General features: G+C 63.1%; 15 protein-coding genes. 8 read left to right on the forward strand and 7 right to left on the reverse strand.

The features are described 5' to 3' along the window. The first annotated feature begins 108 nt into the window (after positions 1-108). Entirely contained in the window at positions 109-1,122 is a 1,014-nt protein-coding gene (locus tag FGE05_RS16500; protein ID WP_139646583.1) for a zinc-binding alcohol dehydrogenase family protein, read from the forward strand. A 178-nt stretch (positions 1,123-1,300) separates the two neighbouring features. Next, entirely contained in the window at positions 1,301-1,471 is a 171-nt protein-coding gene (locus FGE05_RS29870) for a hypothetical protein (RefSeq protein ID WP_167355722.1), read from the forward strand. 1 nt (position 1,472) lies between these two features. On the opposite strand, the gene FGE05_RS16505 is transcribed toward FGE05_RS29870, so the two are convergent. Together FGE05_RS16505 and FGE05_RS16510 are read right to left on the reverse strand one after the other, a co-directional pair. After that, positions 1,473-2,675 (reverse strand): multidrug effflux MFS transporter, encoded by a 1,203-nt coding sequence (locus FGE05_RS16505; RefSeq protein ID WP_139646585.1) that lies wholly within the window; start codon positions 2,673-2,675, stop codon positions 1,473-1,475. 93 nt (positions 2,676-2,768) lie between these two features. Further along, positions 2,769-2,966 carry a heavy-metal-associated domain-containing protein gene (locus FGE05_RS16510; RefSeq protein ID WP_139646588.1) on the reverse strand — a complete coding sequence of 66 codons (198 nt, stop codon included), beginning with the start codon at positions 2,964-2,966 and terminating at the stop codon, positions 2,769-2,771. Between the two features lie 149 nt (positions 2,967-3,115). Here FGE05_RS16510 and FGE05_RS16515 point away from each other — a divergent pair, with 149 nt between their 5' ends. From FGE05_RS16515 to cueR, 3 genes are all read left to right on the forward strand, one after another. Continuing rightward, positions 3,116-3,499, forward strand: coding sequence for a hypothetical protein (locus FGE05_RS16515; protein WP_139646590.1), 384 nt, complete (start codon positions 3,116-3,118; stop codon positions 3,497-3,499). 195 nt (positions 3,500-3,694) lie between these two features. After that, positions 3,695-6,088 (forward strand): heavy metal translocating P-type ATPase, encoded by a 2,394-nt coding sequence (locus tag FGE05_RS16520; protein ID WP_139646592.1) that lies wholly within the window; start codon positions 3,695-3,697, stop codon positions 6,086-6,088. After that, positions 6,085-6,498 carry a Cu(I)-responsive transcriptional regulator gene (gene cueR / locus FGE05_RS16525; protein WP_139646594.1) on the forward strand — a complete coding sequence of 138 codons (414 nt, stop codon included), beginning with the start codon at positions 6,085-6,087 and terminating at the stop codon, positions 6,496-6,498. The genes FGE05_RS16520 and cueR overlap by 4 nt, the downstream gene beginning before the upstream one ends. Positions 6,499-7,006: 508 nt before the next feature. On the opposite strand, the gene FGE05_RS16535 is transcribed toward cueR, so the two are convergent. Both FGE05_RS16535 and FGE05_RS16540 read right to left on the reverse strand, forming a co-directional pair. Next, positions 7,007-7,900 (reverse strand): PA4780 family RIO1-like protein kinase, encoded by an 894-nt coding sequence (locus FGE05_RS16535; RefSeq protein WP_139646596.1) that lies wholly within the window; start codon positions 7,898-7,900, stop codon positions 7,007-7,009. A gap of 225 nt (positions 7,901-8,125) precedes the next feature. Continuing rightward, positions 8,126-8,917 carry a helix-turn-helix domain-containing protein gene (locus tag FGE05_RS16540; RefSeq protein ID WP_139646598.1) on the reverse strand — a complete coding sequence of 264 codons (792 nt, stop codon included), beginning with the start codon at positions 8,915-8,917 and terminating at the stop codon, positions 8,126-8,128. Between the two features lie 79 nt (positions 8,918-8,996). Here FGE05_RS16540 and FGE05_RS16545 point away from each other — a divergent pair, with 79 nt between their 5' ends. Next, positions 8,997-10,025: a bile acid:sodium symporter family protein gene (locus FGE05_RS16545; protein WP_139646600.1), complete on the forward strand. Its 1,029-nt coding sequence runs from the start codon at positions 8,997-8,999 to the stop codon at positions 10,023-10,025. Here the strand turns inward: FGE05_RS16545 and FGE05_RS16550 are convergent. Next, positions 10,012-11,289: an acetyl-CoA C-acetyltransferase gene (locus FGE05_RS16550; RefSeq protein WP_139646602.1), complete on the reverse strand. Its 1,278-nt coding sequence runs from the start codon at positions 11,287-11,289 to the stop codon at positions 10,012-10,014. The two genes, FGE05_RS16545 and FGE05_RS16550, sit on opposite strands and share 14 nt — an antisense overlap. A gap of 146 nt (positions 11,290-11,435) precedes the next feature. Between FGE05_RS16550 and FGE05_RS16555 the strand changes: the two genes are divergently transcribed. Together FGE05_RS16555 and FGE05_RS16560 are read left to right on the forward strand one after the other, a co-directional pair. After that, positions 11,436-12,788, forward strand: a complete 1,353-nt coding sequence (locus FGE05_RS16555) for a 3-oxoacyl-ACP reductase (protein WP_139646603.1) — start codon at positions 11,436-11,438, stop codon at positions 12,786-12,788. Between the two features lie 2 nt (positions 12,789-12,790). Beyond that, entirely contained in the window at positions 12,791-13,645 is an 855-nt protein-coding gene (locus tag FGE05_RS16560) for a MaoC/PaaZ C-terminal domain-containing protein (RefSeq protein WP_139646608.1), read from the forward strand. 146 nt (positions 13,646-13,791) lie between these two features. Here FGE05_RS16560 and FGE05_RS16565 read toward each other — a convergent pair whose 3' ends face one another. Next, the gene (locus tag FGE05_RS16565) at positions 13,792-14,346 is read right to left on the reverse strand and encodes a DUF4136 domain-containing protein (RefSeq protein WP_139646610.1); all 555 of its coding nucleotides are present in this window, start codon (positions 14,344-14,346) and stop codon (positions 13,792-13,794) included. 21 nt (positions 14,347-14,367) lie between these two features. Continuing rightward, complete coding sequence (locus FGE05_RS16570) at positions 14,368-14,976, reverse strand: DUF4136 domain-containing protein (protein WP_139646612.1); 609 nt, start codon at positions 14,974-14,976, stop codon at positions 14,368-14,370. Between the last annotated feature and the right edge of the window lie 9 nt (positions 14,977-14,985).

Below are 14,985 nucleotides of genomic sequence, written 5' to 3' on the forward strand. Positions count from 1 at the left end.
TCCATTAACAAAAAAATATTGAAAGAGCCTGTTCTTTTAGCGGGTTTTATCGCGGTGATAAATAGCTAAACATGGATGCCATCGAACTCACCTCACGGAGCCCGTTTCATGAAAGCCATCGCCTACTACCACTCCTTGCCGATCACCGACCCGCAATCGCTGCAGGATGTCGAATTACCGGAGCCCGTCGCCGGTCCGCGCGACCTGTTGGTAGAAGTCAAAGCCATTTCGGTCAACCCGGTAGACACCAAGGTCCGTCAGAACGTCCAGCCCGAAGGCGGCGCAGCCAAAGTGCTGGGTTGGGACGTGGCCGGCGTGGTCAAGGCAGTGGGCAGCGAAGTCTCCCTGTTCAAGGCCGGTGACAAGGTGTTCTATGCCGGCTCCATTGCGCGCGCGGGTGGCAACAGCGAACTGCATGTCGTGGATGAGCGCATTGTCGGCCACATGCCCAAGACCCTCGGTTTCGCCGAAGCGGCCGCATTACCACTGACCGCCATTACCGCCTGGGAGCTGTTGTTCGAGCGGCTGCAGATCCAGGAAAGCCAGGACGCTTCGGACCAGAGCCTGTTGATCGTCGGCGCCGCCGGCGGTGTAGGCTCGATCCTGACCCAATTGGCCAGCCAGCTCACCGCGCTGAAAGTCATCGGCACCGCTTCCCGTCCGCAGACGCAGGATTGGGTGCGAAGCCTGGGCGCCGACCTGGTGATCGACCACAGCCGACCACTGAGCGTGGTCATGAAGGAAGCAGGCCAGCCCCAGGTCACTCACGTCGCCAGCCTGACCCAGACCGACCAGCACCTGGATCAGTTGGTCGAGGCCCTGGCGCCCCAAGGCAAACTGGCACTGATCGATGATCCCAAGTCCCTGGACGTGACCAAGCTCAAGCGCAAGAGCCTGTCCTTGCATTGGGAGTTCATGTACACCCGCTCGCTGTTCGAGACGGCCGACATGATCGAGCAACACAACCTGCTCAACCGGGTTGCCGAACTGATTGACGCCGGCACCTTGAAGACCACCGTTGGCGAGCATTTCGGCACCATCAACGCCGAGAACCTGCGCCGGGCTCACGCGCTGCTGGAAAGTGGGACGGCCAAGGGCAAGATCGTGCTCGAAGGTTTCTGACCTGGCACTCAGCCTCAAGAGATAGCCTGTGGCGAGGGGATTTATCCCCTCGCCACAACGGTTACTGAAAAAAGATCGGACCGTCAGTCCGAGAGTTGACCATTGTCACAATTGCGATCGCATTCCGGTCTACACTCGAGGCCTTTGCAACGCAATCTTTTACGTGAGGAGGTCAGCAATGAAGATCCTGATAAAAGAAGTGGCAAAATCCCAATGGCAAGTGCGTCTTGACCAGCACGCCGTCACCTTCCGCACCGAGGCCGAAGCCAAAGCCTTCGCTACCACGCTGCAAGCGCGCATCCATGCGCCGCACCACTTCCCCGAACAGCAACAACGCGCGGCCTGCTGAATCAGCCCTGGCGGCTGGCTTGTGCCAGCGCCCGGGCATTTTGCAGGCGGCGGGTCAGCATGGCTGCGCTCACCACCAACAGTCCGCACAGGCTGATGACCATCGCCATGGGCACCGCGGTGCCGTCATGCAATGCCGCCACCAGCGCGGCGGCCCCGGCGGCCACGGAAAACTGCAGGCTTCCCAGCATCGCCGAGGCACTGCCGGCCCGGGCACCCTGCCCGTTCATGGCGCAGGCGGACGCGTTGGGAAGAATGCAGCCCAGGCTGGCGATGCAGATGAACAATGGAATCAGCAATGGCCATAGACGTTCGGGGTGCAAGGCGCTGACGGCCAGGAGGCACAACCCCGCCGTGAAATAGACCCACACTGCACGGCTCAGCAGGAAAGCCGGGCCACGCTTGGACAACAACCGCGCGTTGACCTGCGCCACCAGGATGAAGCCAGCCGCGTTGGTACCGAACAGCCAGCCGAAGTGTTCGGCCGGTACGCCATAAAGCTTGATGAACACGAAAGGCGAGCCGGCGATGTAAGCGAACATCCCGGCGATGGCAATCCCGCCCGTCAGGGCATGTCCCAGGAAAACCGAGTCGGTCAGCAGCCTGCCGTACTGGCGCAACGCCCCCGACAGCGGTGGTCGAGGTACGTGGGCCGGCAGGCTCTCGGGCAGCCACAGGGCCACGGCCGTTGCCGCCATGGCGCTGAACAGGGTCAGGGCGATGAAAATCGATTGCCAGCCATACAGGTTCACCAGCAACCCGCCAAGCATCGGCGCGAGAATCGGCGCCAGGCCCATCACCAGCATCAACTGCGAGAACACCTTGGCCGACCCTACCGCATCGCATTTGTCGCTGACCACGGCCCGGGAAATCACCATCCCGGCACATCCACCCAGGGCCTGTACGAAGCGTGCGCCGATCAGCCATTCAAGGCTCGGCGCGTAGGCGCAGGCCAGGGAGGCCAGGGTGAACAAGCCGACCCCGACCAGCAGTGGAATCCGTCGCCCGAAGCGATCCGCCACCGGCCCGTAGGCCAGCTGCCCGATGGACAGCCCGAGGAAATAGGCGGCCAGGGTCAGTTGGATATGTTTTTCGTCCGTGCCGAAGGCGGTTGCCATGGCCGGGAAGGCAGGCAGGTAGAAGTCGATCGCCAAGGGACCGAAAGCGCTCAAGGCGCCAAGAATCAGAATCGTACGAAGGTTCATCGGGCGTCCGTCGGGCATCAGTCAGCAGCCCGACAGTCTAGCCCTGCCGGGCGCTCTTGAACATTCCGATAGGTCGCTAACGATTAAAAATATTCAAGTGGGGCTGACCTCGTAGCCTTCTTCCTGGATAACCTCGATCAGGGTGTTGGCCGGCAACGAACTCTGGACCCGGACGGTCTTGGCGCCCAGGTCGATCTGTACATCGGCGGCCGGATCCCTGGTCTGTACAGCCTGGGTGATGGCCTTGACGCAGTGACCACAGGACATACCCTGGACATTGAAAGTTTGCATCAGGTGACTCCTTGAGAATGGACGTTGCCGGCAGTTTCAAGCTTGCCATCATGGCAAGGTCAAGTTCTGATAAAAACTGCCGGGCTGGCAATTGCCGTCGCGCTCGGCCAAGCTGCCACTATCAAGGATTCCACACCGGAGGTTCGGCCATGCGCTGGTCAGCGTTCAGCCTGTTTTGCATGTTAGGTTTATCAGCGATGGCCCCCCAGGCATCGGCCGCCGGCGAAGATTACGGTGTGCTGATCATTTCCCGGGAACGACTGGAAGTGTCGACGTCCTGCGAGATCGGCATCTACATCCAGGATCAGCTCACCGCCCGGCTCTTCCAGGAAGACAGCACCTCCTTCAACTTGCCTCCGGGCCAGTTCTCCTTGCGCCTGAAGTTGTTGCCTGGCCAGGCACCGGGTTGCAATCCGGGCATGCTCGCACCGGGTTCCCAGGAGATTACGATCAGGGCCGGTGACATCCTGAAATACCGTATCGCCATGAATGAGCAAGGGATGTACCTCAAGCAGGCAGGGCTCGGTTACTGACCTCACCCGGATCCCTTGTGGGAGCGAGCCTGCTCGCGATAGCGGTATATCAGTGAATAACGTGCTGCCTGACAAAACGCTATCGCGAGCAGGCTCGCTCCCACAAGGATCAGCGAAGGTCTTTTGGATTGGCGCTTGACCTTACCAGCATGGCAAGGTTGATCCTGTAGTCATTCACTACAGGGAGCCCGACCCATGTCCGAATCCACCACTTTCGACCTGCCGATTGCCGGCATGACCTGCGCCAGCTGCGCCGGACGGGTCGAGCGGGCCTTGAGTAAAGTCGCCGGAACCCGTGCCGTCAGTGTGAACCTGGCGACCGAGCAGGCGCGAGTCCAGGCCTCCGAACAGAGCCTGCCAGCCTTGATAGAGGCCGTTGAACAAGCCGGCTACCATGTTCCTGTCCAAACCCTGGAGCTGAGCATCGGGGGGATGACCTGCGCCTCGTGCGTGGGTCGAGTCGAACGCGCCCTGGGCAAAATCCCCGGTGTTAACCGCGTCAGCGTCAACCTCGCCAATGAGCGGGCCCACCTCGAACTGCTCGGACAGGTCGATCCGCAAATCCTGATCGATGCGGTGAAACGCGCGGGCTACGAAGCCAGCGTCTGGCAGACCGAGCAGCCCCATGACACTCAGCCCCATCAGCTGAATCGTGAGCGCCTGATCCTGGCGCTGGCGATCCTGCTGTCCGTACCCTTGGTGCTGCCGATGCTGCTGCAACCGCTGGGTGTGCACTGGATGCTCCCGGCCTGGGCGCAGTTCGCCCTCGCGACACCGGTGCAATTCATCTTCGGTGCGCGCTTCTATGTCGCGGCCTTCAAAGCCGTGCGGGCCGGGGCCGGCAACATGGACCTGCTGGTGGCCCTGGGCACCAGCGCCGGCTACGGCTTGAGCCTGTATGAATGGGTCATTGCCCGCCCCGGCAGCATGCCGCACCTGTATTTCGAAGCGTCGGCGGTGGTGATTGCCCTGGTCTTGCTGGGCAAATACCTGGAAAGCCGCGCCAAGCGCCAGACCGCCAGCGCCATTCGCGCCCTCGAAGCCTTGCGGCCGGAGCGGGCGACCCAGGTGGTCGATGGCGAGGAAAGGGATGTCGCCATCAGTGCCCTGCGCGTAAACGATCTGGTGCTGGTCAAGCCCGGTGAGCGCTTTCCGGTGGACGGCGAAGTGCTGGAGGGCCAGAGCCACGCCGACGAAGCGCTGATCAGCGGCGAGAGCCTGCCGGTGCCCAAACAGCCCGGCGACAAGGTCACCGGTGGCGCCATCAACGGCGAAGGACGCCTGCTGGTGCGTACCCAGGCCCTCGGCGCCGAAACAGTCCTGGCGCGCATCATCCGCCTGGTGGAAGACGCCCAGGCGGCCAAGGCTCCAATCCAGAAACTGGTTGATAAAGTCAGCCAGGTCTTTGTACCGGTGGTGCTGATGCTGGCCTTGGCGACGCTGATCGGCTGGTGGCTTTACGGTGCGCCGCTGGAAACCGCGCTGATCAACGCCGTCGCCGTACTGGTGATCGCCTGTCCCTGCGCCCTGGGCCTGGCGACCCCCACGGCGATCATGGCCGGCACGGGCGTGGCGGCGCGCCACGGGATCCTGATCAAGGACGCCGAGGCACTGGAACGCGCCCATGAAGTGGATACGGTGGTGTTCGACAAGACCGGAACCCTGACCTCCGGCACGCCGCGCATCGCTCATTCAAAAGCCCTGGACGGTGACGAAGCCAGGCTGTTGCAAATCGCCGGCGCCCTGCAACGCGGCAGTGAGCACCCCCTCGCCAAAGCCGTGCTGGATGCCTGCGCCGAGCATGGCCTGAACGTGCCGGATGTCAGCGACAGCCAGGCCCTGCCCGGACGCGGCATTGCCGGCAACTTCGATGGACGCCGCCTGGCCCTGGGCAATCGGCGCCTGCTGGATGAGTCGGACCTGGACGCCGGTTCGCTGGCCGAATCGGCGCAGGCCTGGGAAGCTGAAGGCCGGACCTTGTCCTGGCTGCTTGAACAAGGCGCGACGCCGCGGGTGCTGGGCCTGTTCGCTTTCGGCGACACCCTCAAATCTGGCGCTCTCGCGACCGTGCAAGCCTTGGATGAGCGCCACATCGCCAGCCACTTGCTCACTGGCGACAACCGGGGCAGCGCCCAGGTGGTGTCCCAGGCCTTGGGAATCGTCAACGTGCACGCCGAAGTGCTGCCAGGGGACAAGTCCGCCATTGTCCTTGAACTGAAGAAAAACGCCGTGGTGGCGATGGTCGGGGACGGTATCAACGACGCCCCGGCCCTGGCCGCCGCGGACATCGGCATCGCCATGGGTGGCGGCACCGACGTGGCGATGCACGCCGCCGGCATCACCCTCATGCGCGGCGACCCGCGACTGGTGCCGGCCGCACTGGACATCAGCCGCAAGACCTACGCCAAGATCCGTCAGAATCTGTTCTGGGCATTCGTCTATAACTTGATCGGCATCCCGTTGGCGGCCTTCGGCCTGCTCAACCCGGTGCTGGCCGGCGCGGCCATGGCGTTGTCGAGCGTCAGCGTGGTGAGCAATGCGTTATTGTTGAAATTCTGGACCCCCGAGCACCTGGAGGACAAACGATGAACATCGGCCAAGCGGCGCGCCAGAGCGGGCTGAGCGCGAAGATGATCCGCTACTACGAATCCATCGGATTGCTCAAGGCGGCCCATCGCACCGACAGCGGCTACCGGATCTACGGCGCCGATGACCTGCACACACTGGCCTTCATCAAGCGCTCCCGGGACCTGGGCTTTTCCCTGGAAGAGGTCGGCAAGCTGCTGACCCTCTGGCAGGACCGGCAACGGGCCAGCGCCGACGTCAAGGCCCTGGCCCGGCAACACATCGACGAACTGAACCAGAAAATCCGCGAACTGGCCGAACTGCGCGACACCCTCCAGGACCTGGTGGAACACTGCCACGGCGACCACCGCCCGGACTGCCCGATCCTCAAGGAACTGGCGTCGGGGTGTTGCAAGGAAACGGCCAACGCCTGACACCCAGCTCCCACAGGAATTGGCGGTGAACACGGATGTTCTATTCACCCAAGATCCGGGGTGGGAGCGGGCTTGCTCGCGAAGACGGCGGCACAGTCAACACCCATGCAAGCTGACCCACCGCTATCGCGAGCAGGCTCGCTCCCACAAGGGACTGTGGTGAGTATCGATGGTGTGCCAGCCCCAGATCAGGGTGGGAGCGAGCCTGCTCGCGATGGCGGCGGTACAGTCAACATCCATGCAAGCTGACCCACCGCTATCGCGAGCAGGCTCGCTCCCACAAGGGACTGTGGTGAGTATCGATGGTGTGCTAGCCCCAGATCAGGGTGGGAGCGAGCCTGCTCGCGAAGACGGCGGCACAGTCAACATCCATGCCAACTGACCCGCCGCTTTCGCGGGCAAGCCCGCTCCCACAGGGCCTGTGGCAAACCGATAGTCCGTCGACACCGCCGAGCCCCATGGTGGGCTCACAAAAAACCCGGCCTTGGCCGGGTTTCGGGTCAACCGATTATTGCATCCAGGGCGGAGGCGGTTCTTCGGTTTTGCCGGGGGGAGCGTCGTCCGCCGCGCGTACGGCCTGGCGCCGTTCCTCGTCGAGGCGAGCGGCCTCGATCTCGCGCATGATCCCGCCGACATCCGCCAGTTCTTCCGACTCGTCGAACTCGCCGGTCAACACGCTGGCCGGATGCAAGGTGCCCGACTCGTATAGCGCCCACATCTCCTTCGCATACCGAGTGCGCTTGAGCTCCGGTGCAAACCGGCCGAAGTAGGAAGCCATGTTGCCCACGTCCCGCTCCAGCATGCTGAAGGCATGGTTGTTACCGGCCGCATCCACGGCCTGTGGCAGATCGATGATAACCGGACCTGTCGGGGTGAGCAGCACGTTGAACTCCGACAGGTCTCCGTGCACCAGACCGGTACACAACATCAGCACGATCTGGGAGATCAGGAACGCGTGGTATTCACGGGCCTGATCCGGCTCCAGCACCACATCGTTCAAGCGCGGTGCGGCATCGCCGTACTCGTCGGCCACCAGCTCCATCAGCAGCACGCCTTCGAGGAAGTCGTACGGTTTGGGCACTCGCACACCCGCGTTGGCCAGGCGGAACAGCGCCGCCACTTCGGCGTTCTGCCAGGCATCCTCGGTCTCCTTGCGCCCGAACTTCGAGCCTTTCGCCATGGCGCGGGCCTGGCGACTGTTGCGGACCTTGCGGCCTTCCTGATACTCGGCCGCCTGACGAAAACTTCGCTTGTTCGCCTCCTTGTAGACCTTGGCGCAACGCAGCTCATTGCCGCTGCGCACCACATAAACAGCTGCTTCTTTACCACTCATGAGTGGGCGCAGCACTTCGTCGACCAGACCGTCTTCGATCAGGGGTTCAATGCGTTTTGGAGTCTTCATCAGCTTTTATTCTGGGTCCTTTATGACCAAACACGCGAATGACAGCCGTTATACGGCAATCCTTCCTCCACGGGGAGGGGTTGCCGACCTATGAACCTTCGATGCACACACTGTGCCGATAATCGACCAAGCCGAATCATAGCTGACAGCCGCGACGCCGTTGGCATTTGGATGCGTCTGTATTTGCGACAAAATTTACGCCGGGCTGAAACCCGGTGAGCGGATTCAGGGCTTGAACAACTCCCCCGGCGTAACCCCGAACATCCCCTTGAACGCCGCGATAAAAGCCGACGTGGAATCGTACCCACACGACAGCGCCGCACCGGTCACGCTCTCGCCATCCTCCAGCAATCTCAGTGACGACAGCAACCGCATGCGCTGACGCCAGGCACGAAAGCTCAGGCCGGTTTCACGCTGGAACAGGCGCATCAGGGTTTTTTCCGAGGTGCCCATTCGTTCGGCCCACATTTGCAGGGTAACGTTCCGCTCAGGTTGTTCGATCAACTCGTTACACAACCCCAGCAGCCGATCGTGCCGTGGCAACGGCAGGGAGAAGCCCACTTCCGGCAGCAACGCCAACTGATCCAGCAACACCTGCACCAGCCGTGCCTCTTGCGTATCGCCCTGTGGATAATCGGCCGGCCACTGACAAAACGCCTTGATCAACTCCCGGGCCAGCGGCGTGACCTCCAGCACCCGGCAGCGATCATCGGCCCATGGGCAACTGTCGCGGTGGATATACAGGCTGCGCATTTCCGCCCGCATCGATGTCACGACCTGATGCTCCAGGTCCGCCGGGATCCAGATGCCCCACTGCGGCGGCGCGAAGAAACTGCCGGCGGCGGTGTGCACGCCGAGAACGCCACTGATGGCGTAGGAAAACTGCACCCAGTCATGCCGATGGGCCTGGGTCCACGAACCGGCGCTCAAGCTCTCGACACGGGCATACAACGGCCTGGGCAGTTGCGTCAGGTCAGGAATACGACGTTCGAGCTGCTGATGTCCGTTAGTCGGCATTGATTGGCCTTATGTCGCAAGACGACTGTCAGGACCGACGTTAGGCTAAGTCACCTCTTCTGACAACCTGCGGTGCCCTATGGCTATTTTCAGACACCTCAAGCGCATGGTGACCGACTGGTTCCTGTGCGGCATGTTGCTCGCCACATTGCTGGCGTATTTCTTCCCGGGCTTTGGCGCCACCGGCGGCGCCATGCATGCCGAGTGGGTCGTCAATATCGGCATCTTCGTGGTGTTTTTCCTGCACGGGGTCAACCTGTCCGGCGAACAGATCCGGCACGGCCTGAAGAACACCCGGCTGCACGTGATGGTGCAGGTGTTTACCTTCGTCGTGTTCCCCTTGATCTGGCTCGCCAGCAACAAGCTGCTGGGCAGTCATGTGCCGTCACTGCTGATGCTGGGGTTCTTTTACCTGTGTGCCCTGCCCTCGACCATTTCCTCCTCGGTGGCTCTCACCGGCAGTGCAGGGGGTAACGTGCCAGCGGCGATTCTCAACGCGAGCCTGTCCAGCGTGCTGGGGGTATTCCTGACACCGCTGCTGGTCAGTCTCGTGGTCGGTCGCGGCGATGGTGGTATCGACCTGGGTTCGACCCTGCTCGATCTGTGCCTGATGTTGCTGCTGCCGCTGGTACTCGGGCAGTTTCTGCGGCGCTGGCTGGCCGGTTTTTTCGGCCGCTACAAACGCTACACCAGCATCATCGACAAGCTGGTGATCCTGCTGCTGGTCTACGCAGCGTTCTGCAATTCCATGGTGTCCGGGATCTGGCAACAGCAAGGCAACGGTGTGCTGCTCAGTGCCGTGCTCGGCAGCGCCGTGCTGCTGGCAATCATCCTCTGGATGACCACCCGCACCGCCCGTACCCTGGGGTTCGACAACGCCGATGAAATCGCCGCGGTGTTCTGTGCCAGCAAGAAATCCCTGGCCGCCGGGGTGCCGATGGCGGCGCTGATCTTCGGCAACAACCCAGGCCTGGGGCTGATCCTGCTGCCGATCATGATCTACCACCCGATGCAGTTGATCGTCTGCTCGATCCTGGCCGAGCGGTACGCCAGCCGTCAGCGAGCGTCGGTCACCCGGCAGAACGAAACGCTGCTCAACGCTCGATAATCGCCGTCACACCCTGGCCGGCGGCCGCGCAGATGGAGATCAGCCCCCGGCCCCGCCCTGCGGCATCGAGCAACTTGGCAAGATTGGCCACGATACGCCCACCCGTGGCGGCAAACGGGTGACCGGCGGCCAGAGAGCTGCCTTTCACATTCAACCGGCTGCGATCTATCGCGCCCAACGGCGCGTCGAGGCCCAGATGGGTCTTGCAGTAGTCCGCATCCTCCCAGGCCTTGAGCGTGCATAGCACCTGGGCGGCGAATGCTTCATGGATTTCGTAGTAATCGAAGTCCTGCAGCGTCAGCCCGTTGCGCGCCAGCAGCCGGGGCACGGCATAGACCGGCGCCATTAGCAGTCCTTCGGCGCCATTGACGAAATCCACCGCCGCGGTCTGGCCGTCACGCAGGTACGCCAGAATCGGTAACCCCCGCGCCTTGGCCCATTCCTCGCTGCCCAGCAGCACCAACGACGCGCCGTCGGTCAGTGGCGTGGAGTTGCCGGCGGTCATCGTGCCCTTGGCGCTCTTTTCGAAGGCCGGTTTGAGCGAGGCAAGTTTTTCCAGGGTCAGGTCCGGGCGCAGGTTGTTGTCCCGGGTCAGGCCGAGAAACGGCGTCATCAGATCGTTCTGCCAGCCTTCGGCGTAGGACGCTGCCATTTTCTGATGGCTTTCCAGGGCCAGTTGGTCCTGTTCCTCCCGGGGAATCTGCCAGGTCTGGGCCATCAGCTCGCAGTGCTGCCCCATGTTCAGGCCGGTGCGCGGCTCGTTGATGCGCGGCAGTTCGGGGACGAGGTGTTGGGGACGCAGTTGCAGGAATACCTTGAGCTTTTCGGCAGTGGTCTTGGCGCGATTGGCTTGCAGCAGGATCCGGCGCAGTCCTTCGTTGACGGCGATGGGCGCGTCCGAGGTGGTGTCCACGCCGCCGGCAATCGCGCTGTCGATCTGGCCCAGGGCAATCTTGTTGGCCACCAGCAGCACGGTCTCCAGTCCCGTGCCGCAGGCCTGTTGCACGTCATAGGCAGGAGTGGTGGGTGCCAGCCGCGAGCCGAGCACGCATTCACGGCTCAGGTTCATCTCCCGGGAATGCTTGAGCACCGCGCCGGCGGCCACTTCGCCGATGTGCAGACCATGCAGGTTATAGCGCTCGATCAGCCCCTCAAGGGCAGCCGTCAGCAGTGCCTGGTTGCTGGCGCTGGCATAAGCCCCATTGGAACGGGCAAAAGGAATGCGGTTACCACCGATGATCGCGACGCGGCGTAGCTGTGTCATGAAGAACTCCCCGAGTAGATTGCAATGCGCTGGCGATCCCGAAAAAAATACTACCTGCGCACAAGCTTAGGCTTTATCTCGCCAATCGAACGACTGATTGCCGATCATGGTCCACACTTGGGAGCTCATCCGCCGGAGTACGTTCCATGTCTGACCGTTATATCGACTTCGCCAATTCGCCCATTGGCCTGCGCCTGGTCGGAGCCCTCGGCCTGCCATCGCCGGTACGTCTGGAACGCTGGCAGGCCGGGCGGCTGCGGCCAATCGAGGGCGCGCTGTTGCTGGGCGGCGGGCCGCTGATCGAACCGATCGGTGCGTTCGCCAAGCGCCTGACCGACGCGATTTTCGTCTACGGCGCCGAACCGACCCTGGCCACCGAGTGGATCCCCGGCCACGGCCCGAAAATCAAGGCCGTGGTGTATGACGCCAGCCATCTGACCCAGGCCGATCAGCTCAAGCAGCTGCGGGAATTTTTCCAGCCGTTGATGAAGAATCTCGACCGCAGCGCCCATGTCGTCATCCTCGGTCGAGCCCCGGAAAGTCTCACGGATCCCTTCGCCGCCAGTGCCCAGCGAGCGCTGGAGGGCTTCAGCCGCTCCCTGGCCAAGGAGTTGCGCCATGGCGGGACCTTGCAACTGTTGTACGTCGGTGACGGCGCCGAAACCCAGCTGGAGGGAGCGCTGCGGTTCTTCCTGTCGCCCAAGAGCGCCTTCGTTTCCGGGCAGGTCATTCGCCTCAATGCATGCCAGACCCAGGTCCAGGACTGGACGCGACCACTCACCGGGCTCAAGGCGCTGGTCACCGGCGCGGCCCGCGGAATTGGCGCCTCCATCGCCGAAACCCTGGCCCGTGACGGTGCCGACGTGATCCTGCTGGACGTTCCCCAGGCCAAGGCCGATCTCGAAGCCCTTGCCGCACGCCTGGGCGGGCGCGCCGTGACCCTGGACATCTGCGCCGAAGACGCCGCCAGCCAGTTGATCGAACACCTGCCAGACGGCGTCGACATCGTGGTGCATAACGCCGGCATCACCCGGGACAAGACCCTCGCCAACATGACGCCGGAGTTCTGGGATGCGGTGCTGGCGGTCAACCTCAACGCACCGCAGGTGCTGACCAAGGCCCTGCTCGACAGCGGCACCCTGCGGGACAATGGCCGAGTCGTTCTGCTGGCTTCCATCAGCGGTATCGCCGGCAATCGCGGCCAGACCAACTACGCCGCCAGCAAAGCGGGGCTGATCGGCCTGGCCCAGGCCTGGGCGCCGCTGTTGCAGACGCGGGGCATCAGCATCAACGCCGTGGCCCCCGGCTTCATTGAGACCCGCATGACCGCCGAAATCCCCTTCGCCCTGCGCGAAGCCGGACGGCGCATGAGCTCCCTGGGCCAGGGTGGCTTGCCCCAGGACGTCGCCGAAGCCGTGGCCTGGCTCGCGCAGCCGGGCACCGGGGCCGTCACCGGGCAGGCCCTGCGGGTCTGCGGACAAAGCCTCTTGGGAGCCTGACCATGACGATCCAATGGCATGAGGTCAGCAGCGCGCCGAGTATGTCGGGGCTCTACGCGAAAGCCGCGACACGTCGCAAGATCACCGGCAAGACCTTGCCGGAGACTGGGTTGCGCCAGATGCTCCAGGTGGATCAGCAGCGCCTGGCGGCTTATCGCAAGGTTTGTGGTTTTGTCGACAACGGTCTGCTGCCACCGACCTACCCCCATGTACTGGCGTTCGCCCTGCAGATGCAATTGCTCACCGCCCGGGACTTCCCGTTCCCACTGCTGGGGTTGATCCACCTGAGCAACCGCATCCGCGTGCTCCGCCCCATGGGTGGCGTCAGCCAGGTACGGGCCAGTGTCAATGTCGAACAACTGCAGCCTCACCCCAAGGGCGCGGTGTTCAACCTCGTGACCCGCATCGAGGATCAACTGGGGCCGTTGTGGGAAGCCGAGAGCGAAATGCTCTGCAAGGGCGTGCAACTTGAGGGTGTGCTGGTGGAGCCGCCACCGCAGATGGCTCCGGCGCTGACCGAAGTCACGCGCTGGACAGCCCCTGCGGATATCGGCCGGCAATACGCCAAGGTGTCCGGCGACTACAACCCTATCCACCTGAGTGCCATCAGTGCGCGAATGTTCGGTTTCCCCACTGCCATTGCCCATGGCCTGTGGAACAAAGCCCGGACCCTGGCGGCATTGGACGATCACCTGCCCGAAGCCAACCTTGAAATCGCGGTGACCTTCAAGAAGCCGGTACGCCTGCCCAGCGAAGTGACGCTGCTGGCGAGCGCGGCGGGGTCCAGTGGGGATTTGCGGTTGGTGGGGTCGGGAGATCTGGAGCACATGGTAGGAAGCTGGCGACCGATTGCCTGAGCCAGGCGGTGGCTCAGCCAGCATCCATGTTGACTGGACTGCCGTCATCGCGAGCAGGCTCGCTCCCACATTGGATCTGCGGTGACCAAACATCTGTGCTCGACACAAATCTCCTGTGGGAGCGAGCCTGCTCGCGATAGCGGTGGTCACCGCGGCGGATAATTGGACAGGATACGCCCGACCGTCTCACGCACCGCGCTGTCGCGGTCAGCGGGGTTGGGGGAGCTGCTGAGCAGTTGCTCGTCGCTGCCACGCCAGACCAGCTTGCCGTCCTTGCCATCGAGCAAATCGATCTGCACCGTGGCGACCTTGTAGCTGACGTTGCGGGTTTCGTTGTACATCGGTCCACCCCAGTAACCATTCCAGGGCCCGCCCCAACCGCCGCCATAGTTGGTGGTCACTTGTTGCTGGCGATCCTCGACGATCAGGTAGGCCTGGACCAGGACATCGCCGTGCCCTCCGGCGGCAGGGCGCAGGCCGCGCTGGTCGAGTTGATCGGCTACGGCCTGACGGATGCGCTGTTCTGTCAGGTCACTCCTGATCCGCGGATCATCGGGGCGGTATTGCAACGCCGGCTCTTTCCAGCTCCAGCTTCGATAGGCTGCAAAGTCGCGGCTGGTATCGAAATCATGATTGACCTGGTTGGTCGCACAGGCACCGAGCAGCAGGGCAAGGCCCAGTAGAGCAAGACGACGGAACATCACGCTTCTCCTGTTGCGTAATCAACTGGGCGGATAGGCCGACATGGCTTTTTCCACCGCCTCGCGAATGGCATCGGTGTTATCGCCCGGACGGCCAGCCTGAGGGGTTTCGGCACTGGCACTCCATACCGGTTGACCGTTGCGGGCATCGAACAGGTCGACGCGAACCACCACGACCTGCTCCTGGTACGTGCGCACGACCGGCACGGTGTTGTACATGCCGTAGCCAGGACCGTAGCGGTTGTAGCCGCCGTAGTAGCCTGAATCATAATCTTCCCGAACCTGGCGCAGGCGGGTCTCCAGTCGCAGGTCGGCGCTGACGAACAGGTCGGCCGGTCGGTTGTCATGCAGCGGACGCAGGCCGCGCTGGTCCAGGGCGTTGCTCACCGCCTCGGCCACCTGAGCCGAGTCCGCCCACGCGGTACCCGCCGGCAGGCGTCCGTTGAGCCAGGCCCAACTGCGATAGCGCCCATAGTCACGGGGTGCCGCCGGGTATGCGCTACGGTCGAACACCGTGGCGGCCTCGGGCGGGGCCGGCGGCAGCGGCCTGGAGGTGGCGACATAGGGGTTGGGACCCTGGCAGGCCGCCAGCGCCAGACATAACATCAGTAACCCTGTACGGCCTTGCATTTCGCTCTC

Origin of the sequence: Pseudomonas sp. ICMP22404 (genome assembly GCF_006227205.1) — a bacterium.
In the GTDB taxonomy this organism is placed as follows: domain Bacteria; phylum Pseudomonadota; class Gammaproteobacteria; order Pseudomonadales; family Pseudomonadaceae; genus Aquipseudomonas.

Bases quoted from the DNA above. Each gene is read 5' to 3' on its own strand.
- FGE05_RS16500 (WP_139646583.1), top strand. From the start codon at position 109: ATGAAAGCCATCGCCTACTACCACTCCTTGCCGATCACCGACCCGCAA.
- FGE05_RS29870 (WP_167355722.1), top strand. From the start codon at position 1,301: ATGAAGATCCTGATAAAAGAAGTGGCAAAATCCCAATGGCAAGTGCGT.
- FGE05_RS16505 (WP_139646585.1), bottom strand. From the start codon at position 2,675: ATGAACCTTCGTACGATTCTGATTCTTGGCGCCTTGAGCGCTTTCGGT.
- FGE05_RS16510 (WP_139646588.1), bottom strand. From the start codon at position 2,966: ATGCAAACTTTCAATGTCCAGGGTATGTCCTGTGGTCACTGCGTCAAG.
- FGE05_RS16515 (WP_139646590.1), top strand. From the start codon at position 3,116: ATGCGCTGGTCAGCGTTCAGCCTGTTTTGCATGTTAGGTTTATCAGCG.
- FGE05_RS16520 (WP_139646592.1), top strand. From the start codon at position 3,695: ATGTCCGAATCCACCACTTTCGACCTGCCGATTGCCGGCATGACCTGC.
- cueR (WP_139646594.1), top strand. From the start codon at position 6,085: ATGAACATCGGCCAAGCGGCGCGCCAGAGCGGGCTGAGCGCGAAGATG.
- FGE05_RS16535 (WP_139646596.1), bottom strand. From the start codon at position 7,900: ATGAAGACTCCAAAACGCATTGAACCCCTGATCGAAGACGGTCTGGTC.
- FGE05_RS16540 (WP_139646598.1), bottom strand. From the start codon at position 8,917: ATGCCGACTAACGGACATCAGCAGCTCGAACGTCGTATTCCTGACCTG.
- FGE05_RS16545 (WP_139646600.1), top strand. From the start codon at position 8,997: ATGGCTATTTTCAGACACCTCAAGCGCATGGTGACCGACTGGTTCCTG.
- FGE05_RS16550 (WP_139646602.1), bottom strand. From the start codon at position 11,289: ATGACACAGCTACGCCGCGTCGCGATCATCGGTGGTAACCGCATTCCT.
- FGE05_RS16555 (WP_139646603.1), top strand. From the start codon at position 11,436: ATGTCTGACCGTTATATCGACTTCGCCAATTCGCCCATTGGCCTGCGC.
- FGE05_RS16560 (WP_139646608.1), top strand. From the start codon at position 12,791: ATGACGATCCAATGGCATGAGGTCAGCAGCGCGCCGAGTATGTCGGGG.
- FGE05_RS16565 (WP_139646610.1), bottom strand. From the start codon at position 14,346: ATGTTCCGTCGTCTTGCTCTACTGGGCCTTGCCCTGCTGCTCGGTGCC.
- FGE05_RS16570 (WP_139646612.1), bottom strand. From the start codon at position 14,976: ATGCAAGGCCGTACAGGGTTACTGATGTTATGTCTGGCGCTGGCGGCC.